General features: G+C 71.7%; 8 protein-coding genes and 1 pseudogene. 2 read left to right on the top strand and 7 right to left on the bottom strand.

The window, feature by feature from the left end; translation table 11 throughout:
• The first annotated feature begins 576 nt into the window (after positions 1–576).
• Positions 577–1,653: a tryptophan--tRNA ligase gene (gene trpS / locus ACGF8A_RS27930; protein WP_393112842.1), complete on the top strand. Its 1,077-nt coding sequence runs from the start codon at positions 577–579 to the stop codon at positions 1,651–1,653.
• Between the two features lie 88 nt (positions 1,654–1,741).
• Here the strand turns inward: trpS and proC are convergent, their stop codons facing one another.
• The 6 genes and pseudogenes from proC to ACGF8A_RS27900 form a co-directional block, all read right to left on the bottom strand.
• On the bottom strand, positions 1,742–2,551 hold the full coding sequence (proC, locus tag ACGF8A_RS27925; RefSeq protein WP_393112840.1) for a pyrroline-5-carboxylate reductase: 810 nt from the start codon (positions 2,549–2,551) through the stop codon (positions 1,742–1,744).
• 104 nt (positions 2,552–2,655) lie between these two features.
• Entirely contained in the window at positions 2,656–3,432 is a 777-nt protein-coding gene (locus ACGF8A_RS27920) for an ABC transporter permease (RefSeq protein WP_393112838.1), read from the bottom strand.
• A complete protein-coding gene (locus tag ACGF8A_RS27915) occupies positions 3,429–4,250 on the bottom strand; it encodes an ABC transporter ATP-binding protein (protein ID WP_393112836.1) in 822 nt (273 codons plus the stop codon). The genes ACGF8A_RS27920 and ACGF8A_RS27915 overlap by 4 nt, the downstream gene beginning before the upstream one ends.
• A gap of 114 nt (positions 4,251–4,364) precedes the next feature.
• A pseudogene (locus ACGF8A_RS27910) lies at positions 4,365–4,844 on the bottom strand (class I SAM-dependent methyltransferase); the annotation flags it as partial.
• 103 nt (positions 4,845–4,947) lie between these two features.
• Positions 4,948–5,451 carry an EamA/RhaT family transporter gene (locus tag ACGF8A_RS27905; protein ID WP_393112834.1) on the bottom strand — a complete coding sequence of 168 codons (504 nt, stop codon included), beginning with the start codon at positions 5,449–5,451 and terminating at the stop codon, positions 4,948–4,950.
• A gap of 130 nt (positions 5,452–5,581) precedes the next feature.
• Positions 5,582–5,932, bottom strand: a complete 351-nt coding sequence (locus ACGF8A_RS27900; RefSeq protein WP_393112832.1) for an SH3 domain-containing protein — start codon at positions 5,930–5,932, stop codon at positions 5,582–5,584.
• Positions 5,933–6,077: 145 nt separating this feature from the next.
• On the opposite strand from ACGF8A_RS27900, the gene ACGF8A_RS27895 reads away from it, so the two are divergent.
• The gene (locus ACGF8A_RS27895; RefSeq protein WP_393112830.1) at positions 6,078–8,270 is read left to right on the top strand and encodes a PQQ-binding-like beta-propeller repeat protein; all 2,193 of its coding nucleotides are present in this window, start codon (positions 6,078–6,080) and stop codon (positions 8,268–8,270) included.
• A 187-nt stretch (positions 8,271–8,457) separates the two neighbouring features.
• Here ACGF8A_RS27895 and ilvD read toward each other — a convergent pair whose 3' ends face one another.
• Positions 8,458–10,311 (bottom strand): dihydroxy-acid dehydratase, encoded by a 1,854-nt coding sequence (gene ilvD, locus ACGF8A_RS27890; RefSeq protein WP_393112828.1) that lies wholly within the window; start codon positions 10,309–10,311, stop codon positions 8,458–8,460.
• Positions 10,312–10,313 lie beyond the last annotated feature (2 nt).

The following is a 10,313-nucleotide window of genomic DNA, read 5'->3' as shown; positions in this document are numbered from 1 at the left end:
TCCTTTGTACTCACCCGAGATTCCCTCTCGCGGCTTTCCTCCGGGCGCTTCCCTTCGGTCTTGCGTTTCCGACTCTATCAGATCTTTTCTCGACCTGATCCCCAGTCAGCGGGGTTTGCCTTCCCGGCCGTTGGGCCGTTCCGACGAGTGAGACTTTAGCGGATTCCGTGCTCCCGAGCTAATCGGGGGCTGCGTCCTTTCGAACGCGGATTCCTCATTCCGAAAATATGCATACCAGTGACACGACAGCAGGTCGACGGATCGACTGCTCGTCGGGAGTGGTTGATACTCGCGGAATCGCTGTCCGGGGACCGACCGAGGTCGGCGCTCACGTCGGACAACTCGGAGAACACTACGTACTGGCCCGGGACGTGTCAACTCGCGTGCCCGGCCGCACCCCGCAGGCGTACTCTGAGGACATGACTACGCGTACGTGCACCAAGTTCTGGTGGGCCGCCTGACGGCGGCCCTGCGCACGTATGCATTCAACGGCCGCCGCCTCGGCGGCCGTTGGTGTTTCTCCCTCCGAGAGGGTCGGCCGGCCGGGTGCGGCGGTCTCGACCAGGAGGTGGAGAGATGACGCGGGTCTTCAGCGGGGTCAAGCCGACCGGGCATCTGACGCTGGGCAACTACCTCGGGGCCATGCGGCGGTGGGCAGAGGTGGACCAGCACCGGTCGGACGCCCTGTTCTGCATCGTCGATCTGCATGCGCTGACCGTGGAGCACGATCCGGCGAGGGTGCGCAGGCTGACTCGGCAGGCGGCGACGTTGTTGCTTGCGTCGGGGCTGGATCCGGAGCGGTGCACCGTCTTCGTCCAGAGCCATGTCGACGAGCACGCGCGGCTGTCGTACCTGCTGGAGTGCGTCGCGACCGACGGTGAGATGCGGCGGATGATCCAGTACAAGGAGAAGATGGCAAGGGAGCGGACTCGGGGTGGGGGCGTGCGGCTTTCGCTGCTGACGTATCCCGTGCTCATGGCGGCGGACATCCTGGCATACGGGACGGATGAGGTGCCTGTAGGGGATGACCAGACGCAGCACGTGGAGCTGACGCGGGATCTGGCGGTGCGGTTCAACCAGCGATACGGGCATACGTTCGTGGTGCCGCGTGCCACGCATCCGACGGTGGCCGCGCGGGTGATGAATCTGCAGCAGCCGGCGTCGAAGATGGGGAAGAGCGACGACACCGGGCCGGGCATCGTCTGTCTGCTCGATGAGCCGGACGTGGTGCGCAGCAAGATCATGCGGGCGGTCACCGACAGCGGGCGGGACGTCGTGTACGACCGGCAGGGGCGGCCCGGGGTCGCGAACCTGCTGGAGATTCTGGCGGCGTGCACGGGTGGGAACCCGTCGGGCCTGAGCGGTGGGTACGAGTCGTACGGCGCGTTGAAGCAGGACACCGCACAGGCCGTGGTCGAGCTCCTCGGGCCCGTACAGCAGAGACACAAGGCGTTGTGTGCGGACCCCGGCTATGTGGAGGGGGTGCTGCGGGATGGTGCGGAGAGGGCGCGGGCGATGGCCCGGCCGACCGTGGATGCCGCTTATCGCGCGATCGGGTTGCTGCCGGCTTCTTCCGGTACGGGGGTCGCGGGTTCCGGTGGCGGGAGCGGCGCGGACACCGGGGTGGGGGCTGTGCTGAACGTGGCCCGGTAGGCAGTGGGAGGAGGTGCGGCTTCGCGCGGGTGGCGTAGACGGAAGGAGGTCGTGGCCGCGGCGAAGTGACCGCTCCCGGCGGGCGGTGTCAGTTGTTGCCGGAGGCGAGCTCGCGGCTGCGGTCGCGGGCGGCTTCCAGGGCGGCGATGAGGGCGGCTCGCACGCCGTGGTTCTCCAGTTCGCGAATGGCGTTGATGGTGGTGCCGGCGGGGGACGTCACGTTCTCTCGGAGCTTGACGGGGTGTTCGCCGCTGTCGCGGAGCATGGTGGCCGCGCCGATCGCCGACTGGACGATGAGGTCGTGGGCCTTGTCGCGGGGCAGGCCGAGCAGGATGCCGGCATCGGTCATGGCTTCGACCAGGTAGAAGAAGTACGCCGGGCCGGAGCCGGAGAGGGCGGTGCAGGCGTCCTGCTGGGTCTCGGGGACACGGAGCGTCTTGCCGACGGCGCCGAAGATGCCTTCGGCGTGCGCGAGGTGAGCTTCGCCGGCGTGGCTGCCGGCGGAGATGACGGACATGGCCTCGTCGACGAGGGCCGGGGTGTTCGTCATGACACGGACCACCGGGGTGCCGGCGGCGAGGCGCGCTTCGAGGGATGCCGTCGTGATGCCCGCCATGCCGCTGATGACAAGGCGGTCGGCGGGGACGTGGGGGGCCAGTTCGTCGAGGAGGGTGCCCATGTCCTGGGGTTTGACCGTGAGGATCAGGGTGTCGGCGGTCTTCGCGGCTTCCGCGTTGGTGACCGGGGTGACTCCGTGGCGGGTACGGAGTTCCTCGGCCCGCTCCGGGCGGCGGGCGGTGACCAGGAGATCGGCGGGGGTCCAGCCTGCGCGGATCATTCCGCTGAGCAGGGCTTCGCCGATCTTGCCGGTGCCGAGGACTGCGACTTTCTGGGTCATGGTGCGGGGCCCTCCGGGGGTTGCGTCGTCCGGGTTCATCCTCGCACCGGGTGTGGGGAGCGGGCTCGCTTGTCCGGTGGGCGGGACGTGGCTCGCCCTGTGGGTCAGGTGGTCCGGCGCCGGAGGGTCGCCGCGCCGAGGGTGAGGACCAGGAGGGCGCAGCCCGCGACGATCAGGGCGTCGCGGACGAAGTCGGCCGTCATGTCGGTGTGCCTGAGGACTTCGTTCATGCCGTCGACGGCGTACGACATGGGGAGGACGTTGGAGATCGCTTCGAGGACGGGGTGCATCTTGTCGCGGGGGGTGAACAGTCCGCAGAGGAGGAGCTGAGGGAAGATCACCGCCGGCATGAACTGGACCGCCTGGAATTCCGAGGCCGCGAAGGCCGAGACGAACAGGCCGAGGGCTGTGCCGAGGAGCGCGTCGAGCAGGGCCACCAGCAGGAGCAGCCAGGGGGAGCCGGTGACGTCCAGGCCGAGGACCCACAGAGCGAGGCCCGTGGCGAGGGCGGACTGGATGATCGCGAGGGTGCCGAAGGCGAGGGCGTAGCCGGCGATGACGTCGCCCTTGCCGAGGGGCATGGCGAGGAGGCGTTCGAGGGTGCCCGAGGTGCGTTCGCGCAGGGTGGCGATGGACGTCACCAGGAACATCGTGATCAGCGGGAAGATGCCCAGCAGGGACGCGCCGATGTTGTCGAAGGTGCGCGGGCTGCCGTCGAACACGTACCGCAGCAGGATCAGCATCAGGCACGGGACGAGGATCATCAGCGCGATGGTGCGCGGGTCGTGGCGGAGCTGGCGCAGGACCCGGGCGGCGGTCGCGGCGGTGCGGGAGGCGTTCAGGGCGCCGGTGGGCGCGGAGGTGGTCGCCGTGGTGGTCATCGGGTCGTCTCCTTGTCACGGGCGTCGGCGCTCGCCGCGTCCACGAGGTGCAGGAACGCGGCTTCGACCGTCTCGGTGCCGGTGCGGGCGCGCAGGGCGTCCGGTGTGTCGTCGGCGAGGATCTCGCCCTCGCGCATGAGCAGGAGGCGGTGGCAGCGCTCGGCCTCGTCCATGACGTGGGAGGAGATGAGGAGGGTGGCGTCGCGGTCGGCGGCGATGGCGTGGAAGAGGTTCCACAGGTCGCGGCGCAGGACGGGGTCGAGGCCGACGGTGGGTTCGTCGAGAACCAGGACCTCTGGGGTGCCGAGGAGGGCGACGGCGAGGGAGACGCGACTGCGCTGGCCGCCGGAGAGGTTGCCGGCGAGGGCGTCGGCGTGGCTGGTGAGGTCGACGTCGGTGAGGGCTCGGTCGACGTCCTGGCGGCGGTCGGCACTCGCGCGGCCGGGGTCGAGTATCGCGGCGAAGTAGTCGAGGTTCTGGCGGACGGTGAGGTCGTCGTAGACGGAGGGGGCCTGGGTGACGTAGCCGATGCGGGTGCGCAGGGTGCGGTGGCCGGCGGGGCGGCCCAGGACGTCGAGAGTGCCGGTGACCTTGGCCTGGGTGCCGACGATGGCGCGCATCAGGGTCGACTTGCCGCAGCCCGAGGGGCCGAGGAGGCCGGTGATCTGGCCGCGCGGCACGGTGAAGTCCAGGGCGCGCAGGACGGTGCGCGGGCCACGGGAGACGGTGAGTCCCTCCGCGCGGATGGCGGGGGGCCGGGTGGCCCCGGGTGCGGGTTGACCATCCGTGCCGGGTGGGCCGTCGACATAATTCATCATGCGATGAATAATGCTCACGGGGGTGGATGGCGTCAAGTGCAGATACTGGGGGGCGCGGGGAAAGCGGCCGGCTCGCGGTGCGGCGGGTCAGGAGGTACGGGCGACGAGGAGCTCCGCCTGGGCGGCGGCCCAGGTGACGCCGGGCGCGTCGCGGTTCCACCACAGGGCCGGCGCGCCGCCCGGCCGAAGGACGCGGAAGGCCTCGGGCAGCGCGAGGCGGGGTCGGTCCAGTGCCAGGCCCGGGCGTAGGTGACGAAGTCCGCGCAGGCGTCGGCGAGGAGGAGGGCGTCGCCGTCGGCGCGGACGATCGGGATGCCGGGGCGGGTGCTGCGGAAGTGCGCGGACATGCCGTCCCCCGGCTCCACGGCCACCACGTCGGCGCCCCGGTCGTGCAGCAGGGCGGTCGCTGTGCCCGTGCCGGCACCGACGTCCACCACACGCGAGCCGGCGCCCCGCGAGTTCCTCGAGCGCGTCGAAGAGGGCGGGTGGGTAGGAGGGGCGGTTCGCCGCGTACTGGGCCGCGGCAGCGTTGAAGGAGTGGGCGCGGGAGGGATGGGAGGGGCGGGGGCGTCGTGGACGTGGCCATGGGGCCATGGGGCCGCCCGGCGGGGTGGGAGCGACAGGGGTCAGCCCGGGGGAGCGAGCGGCGGTTCGGGGCCTGCGTCACCCGGTCCGGCGCTCCCTGTCACCCGTGCCCTCAGGCGCGGCGGCGTCTCTTCGCGGGGTTGCCGGTGCGGCGGGACGTGCGCTTCGCGTGGTGCTGGAGGGCTGCCTCGTACTCCTCGCGGTGCAGCTTCTCGCCGGGGGCCTCGGTGAGGGAGCGGACGAAGTAGGCGAGGAGGGAGCCGATGAAACCGATGGTCAGAAGGCCGCGGAGGGTGGACTGGCGGTCGGGGTCGTGGCGCTTGGTGAAGCCTTCCCAGGTGTGCCGGAAGGCGAGCGAGCTGCAGACCGCGAACATGACGACGACCAGCAGCGGAACGAAGCTGCCCGTGTCGGCGAGCTGGATGCCCTCGTAGGCGAAGCGGAGCACCAGGCAGGCGGCCACGGCCGTGGCGAGGGAGCCGACGGACACGGCGATCCGACGGGCGGTATAGCCGTCGTCGTGGCCGACCCAGGTCGTGCCGAAGAAGCGCAGGGGCTCGGGGCGGGGCCCACCGTCCGTGGGCCGGTCCGGTGTTCCGTTCTGGTCGTCGTTCACGCGTCGATTATGGGCCCGGCGGGTGACGGGCCCCAGGGTGGCTCTGCCCACGGGCCACTCACGACGAGGGCGCGGGCCGTGGCGGGGTGGCGGCGGCGCCGGCGGGGCGCGGTGGGCCGGGCACGTCAGGTCAGGCGCAGCGTGGTGCGACGTAGCCGTCGCTGCCGGTCCTGACGTAGGCGTCGGAGACGTACTGCGAGTTGGCGATGCAGTCCCAGATGCTGGAGGTGCCGTAGGGGCCGGTGACGCTGTCGCCGGGGCGCTGGCAGTAGATGGGGACGGTGGTGCCCTCGGGGAGCACGCGGACGATGCGGTAGTCGGTGCCGGGGCCGCTGCGGACGTTGAGCCGGACGCCTGGGGCGACCGGATAGGCGCGCACCCGTGCCGTCGCCGTCTCGGCCGAGGACTCCGGCTCCGTGAGTGCCGTCGGTGCCGTCTCCTGCTCGCCCGCACCCGATATCTCGATGTTCTCCGTGGCCATGTCGGCCTCCCCCGTTTGGACGCTTGTGAACGGTTCACGCCAAAATCGCGTGGCGCACCGAGGCTAGCAACCCACGGAGGCTTCGCACGCACCATCGACTAGGCTCAGCGCGTCGCGCATGCGGACGGACATCCGGGGGTGAGAGATGACGCCGGGCCGCAGCACCGGTACGGATGCGGAAGCGGAATCTCCGCAGTACGCCGGGCAGTATCTGCTGGAGGCGCAGCTGGGGTCCGGCGGCATGGGCGTGGTCCATCTCGCACGGTCGGCCTCGGGGTTGCGGCTGGCCGTGAAGGTCGTGCACGCGGAGTTCGCGCAGGATCCTGAGTTCAGGGGCCGGTTCCGGCAGGAGGTCGGGGCGGCCCGGCGGGTCAGCGGTGCGTTCACCGCGCCCGTCGTCGACGCCGACCCGGATGCCGTGCGGCCGTGGATGGCGACGCTGTTCATCCCGGGGCCGACCCTCTCCGAGTATGTGAAACGGAACGGCGCGCTGCCCGTCGCCCGGCTGCGGCGGTTGATGGCGGGACTGGCGGAGGCGTTGCGGGACATCCATCGGGCAGGAGTCGTCCACCGCGACCTCAAGCCCAGCAATGTGCTGCTCGCCGAGGACGGGCCGAAAGTCATCGACTTCGGCATCTCGCGGCCCGCGGACAGCGAACTGCGCACCGAGACCGGCAAGCTGATCGGGACGCCGCCGTTCATGGCGCCGGAGCAGTTCCGCAGGCCGCGGGATGTCGGGCCGGCCGCCGATGTGTTCGCGCTCGGGTCGGTCATCGTGCACGCGGCGACGGGCAGCGGGCCCTTCGACTCCGACAGCCCTTACCTGGTGGCGTATCAGGTCGTCCACGAAGAGGCGGACTTGACGGGTGTGCCGCGGGAACTCGCGCCTCTCGTCGCCCGTTGTCTGGCCAAGGAACCGGAGGACCGCCCCACCCCGGACGAGCTGATGGCGGAGCTGCGCTCGCTGTCGGCGTCGTACGACACCCAGGCCTTCATACCTGAACAGCGCACGCCCGAGCAGCCGTCCGAACCCGCCAGGGACGAGCTGCCCACCCACCGGCGCCCCGGGCCCGCCACCCCGGACTCCGCGGGCCTGGACTCCCCGGCCTCGGACACCCGCCCGAAGAAGCCACGGAAGCAGGGAAAGCCGAAGTCCCGGACCGCGTGGCGGCGATGGGCGACGGCCGTCGGTGCCGGAGCCGTCGTGCTCGCGCTCGGGGCCGGGGCCGTCCTGCTGGCGGGGACGGGTGAGACCGAGGCGTCCGCCGGACAGGAGCGGGCCCAGCGGTTCCGCGCCTGGGACGTCGAGCTGAGCGCGCGGGGCGCCGAGGCGAGCGGGATGCCCCAGTGCGCGTACGCGGGCGGGACGTTGTACTGCACGCGTCCCGGAGTCCTGGCCGCCGCCGTCGATCCCCTCGACGGTGCCGTGAGGTGGGCACGTCCGGGTACGGGCGGGCGGGCCGGCGGGGACGTGCAGCCGCCCGTGCTCGCGGGCGGCTTGCTGCACGTCGTCTCCGAGGGCAGCCGGCGTCTCACCGCGCTGGACCCGAAGACCGGCAGGACGGTGTGGAGCCAGGACGTCGCACGCTACGACGGCCGCGTCGCGCACGTCGGCGGGGTCGTCCTGCTCACCGGCCCCGACCCGACGGTCACCGCGCTGGACGCGGCGACCGGTGAGCGCAGGTGGCGGCACCGGGTGGCCGGGCTCGGCCGGCCGGTCTTCCAGTCCTACGGGGAGCGCGTGGCATACGCCGTGGACGCGGACGGGGCCGGGACGCGGGTGACCGCCGTCGACCCGGAGAGCGGCGACGTGCGATGGCAGCGACGGCTGGCGGGGGCGCTGAGCCTGGTGGGCGCCCGGGAGGGCGTGCTGTGGTTCACGTCGACCTCGGCGTCGTACGCGGACACGGACGCCGTGGTGCGCTACGACGCCACGCGTGACGCCCAGAGCCGGATCGCCCTGCGCTTTCCCGTGGCGGGGGCGCAGGCGGCCGTGGCGCGGGACACCGTGTATCTGCTGGGAGCGGACGGCGCGCTCACGGCAGTGGACACCGGTACGGCGGAGCAGCGCTGGCGGCTGGAGACGTCCGTCAGTTTCCCGTCGGCGCCGGTCGTGGCCGGCAAGCGCCTGTACTTCAGCGCCGGGGACGGGCGGCTGGTCGCCGTCGACGCGGTCGAGGGGGCGTTGGTGGGGCACACCGAGGCCCGGCCCGGGGCGGCGCGGGATGCCGTGGTGTCGGCGTTGCCGCTCCCGGTGGCGGCGGACGGGAAGGTGTTCGCGGGGGCGCCGGACGGAACGCTGTTCGCGGAGGACGGGGGCGCGGCGGCGCGGTGGTGAGGCAGGCGCCCGCGACGGCGTGGACACGCCGCGCGCAGCCGACGCGTACCGGAACGCCGTAGGGGCCGCACCGTCAGGCGCTGTTGGTCCAACAGCGCCCCGTCAGGGGCGGCCCCGGTCACCACGTCTCCCGGTCACTCGGCTCGGTCGGCTCGGTCGCACGGGGCGCTGAGCGCCGTCCCGGGCCTCAGCCCAGCTTGCTGACATCCCGGACCGCGCCCTTGTCCGCGCTCGTCGCCATCGCGGCGTAGGCACGCAGCGCGGCGGAGACCTTGCGCTCGCGGTTCCTGGGGGCGTACGCGCCGTTCAGCGCCTCGGTGCGACGCGTCAGTTCCGCCTCGTCGACGAGCAGCTCGATCGAGCGGTTGGGGATGTCGATGCGGATGCGGTCGCCGTCCTCGACGAGGGCGATGGTGCCGCCGGAGGCCGCCTCGGGGGACGCGTGGCCGATGGAGAGGCCCGAGGTGCCGCCGGAGAAGCGGCCGTCCGTGATCAGTGCGCAGGTCTTGCCGAGGCCGCGGCCCTTGAGGAACGACGTCGGGTAGAGCATCTCCTGCATGCCGGGGCCGCCCTTGGGACCCTCGTAACGGATGACGACGACGTCGCCGTCCGTCACCTGCTTGTTGAGGATCTTCTCGACGGCCTCCTCCTGCGACTCGCAGACGACCGCCGGGCCCTCGAAGGTCCAGATCGACTCGTCGACACCGGCCGTCTTCACCACGCAGCCGTCGACGGCGAGGTTGCCCCTGAGGACCGCCAGGCCGCCGTCCTTGCTGTACGCGTGCTCGGCGGAGCGGATGCAGCCGCCCTCGGCGTCCTCGTCGAGTGCCGCCCAGCGCTCGGACTGCGAGAAGGCCTCGGCGGAGCGGACGCAGCCGGGGGCCGCGTGCCACAGCTCCACCGCCTCGGCGGAGGGGGAGCCGCCACGGACGTCCCAGGTCTTCAGCCAGTCGGCGAGCGACGGGCTGTGCACGGCGTGCACGTCCTCGTTGAGCAGGCCCGCGCGGTGCAGCTCGCCGAGCAGGGCGGGGATGCCGCCGGCCCGGTGCACGTCCTCCATGTAGTACGTGCGGTCCTTGGCGACGTTGGGCGCGACCTTCGCCAGGCACGGCACCCGGCGCGAGACGGCGTCGATCTGCTCCAGGCCGAAGGGCACCCCGGCCTCCTGGGCGGCGGCCAGCAGGTGCAGGATCGTGTTGGTGGAGCCGCCCATCGCGATGTCCAGGGCCATCGCGTTCTCGAAGGCGGCGAAGGTGGCGACGGAGCGGGGCAGGACCGTGTCGTCGTCCTGGTCGTAGTAGCGCCGGGTCAGGTCCATGACGGTGCGGGCGGCGTTCACGTAGAGCTGCTTGCGCGCGGTGTGGGTGGCGAGGACCGAGCCGTTGCCGGGGAGGGAGAGGCCGATGGCCTCGGTCAGGCAGTTCATCGAGTTGGCGGTGAACATGCCGGAGCAGGAGCCACACGTCGGACAGGCGTTCTCCTCGATACGGAGGATGTCCTCGTCCGAGATCTTGTCGTTCACGGCGTCGGAGATCGCGTCGACCAGGTCGAGGGTGCGGACCGTGCCGTCGACCAGCGTGGCACGGCCCGACTCCATGGGGCCGCCGGAGACGAAGACCGTGGGGATGTTGAGGCGGAGCGCCGCGTTCAGCATGCCCGGGGTGATCTTGTCGCAGTTGGAGATGCAGACCAGGGCGTCGGCGCAGTGCGCCTCGACCATGTACTCCACGCTGTCCGCGATCAGGTCGCGGGAAGGCAGGGAGTAGAGCATGCCGCCGTGACCCATCGCGATGCCGTCGTCGACGGCGATCGTGTTGAACTCACGCGGGATACCGCCGGCCTCCGTGATCGCCTCGCTGACGATCCGGCCGACCGGCGCCAGGTGGGTGTGGCCCGGCACGAACTCCGTGAAGCTGTTGGCGACCGCGATGATCGGCTTTCGGCCGATGTCCGCACCGGGTACACCGGAGGCGCGCATAAGGGCGCGGGCGCCCGCCATGTTGCGGCCGTGGGTGACTGTGCGGGACCTCAGCTCGGGCATCG

It is taken from the genome of Streptomyces sp. NPDC047706 (assembly GCF_043204795.1).
Lineage (GTDB): Bacteria > Actinomycetota > Actinomycetes > Streptomycetales > Streptomycetaceae > Streptomyces.
The sequence above is the reverse complement of the archived record's forward strand: the minus strand, read 5'-3'. Positions and strand labels throughout refer to the sequence as shown.

Bases quoted from the DNA above. Each gene is read 5' to 3' on its own strand.
- trpS (WP_393112842.1), top strand. From the start codon at position 577: ATGACGCGGGTCTTCAGCGGGGTCAAGCCGACCGGGCATCTGACGCTG.
- proC (WP_393112840.1), bottom strand. From the start codon at position 2,551: ATGACCCAGAAAGTCGCAGTCCTCGGCACCGGCAAGATCGGCGAAGCC.
- ACGF8A_RS27920 (WP_393112838.1), bottom strand. From the start codon at position 3,432: ATGACCACCACGGCGACCACCTCCGCGCCCACCGGCGCCCTGAACGCC.
- ACGF8A_RS27915 (WP_393112836.1), bottom strand. From the start codon at position 4,250: ATGATGAATTATGTCGACGGCCCACCCGGCACGGATGGTCAACCCGCA.
- ACGF8A_RS27900 (WP_393112832.1), bottom strand. From the start codon at position 5,932: ATGGCCACGGAGAACATCGAGATATCGGGTGCGGGCGAGCAGGAGACG.
- ACGF8A_RS27895 (WP_393112830.1), top strand. From the start codon at position 6,078: ATGACGCCGGGCCGCAGCACCGGTACGGATGCGGAAGCGGAATCTCCG.
- ilvD (WP_393112828.1), bottom strand. From the start codon at position 10,311: ATGCCCGAGCTGAGGTCCCGCACAGTCACCCACGGCCGCAACATGGCG.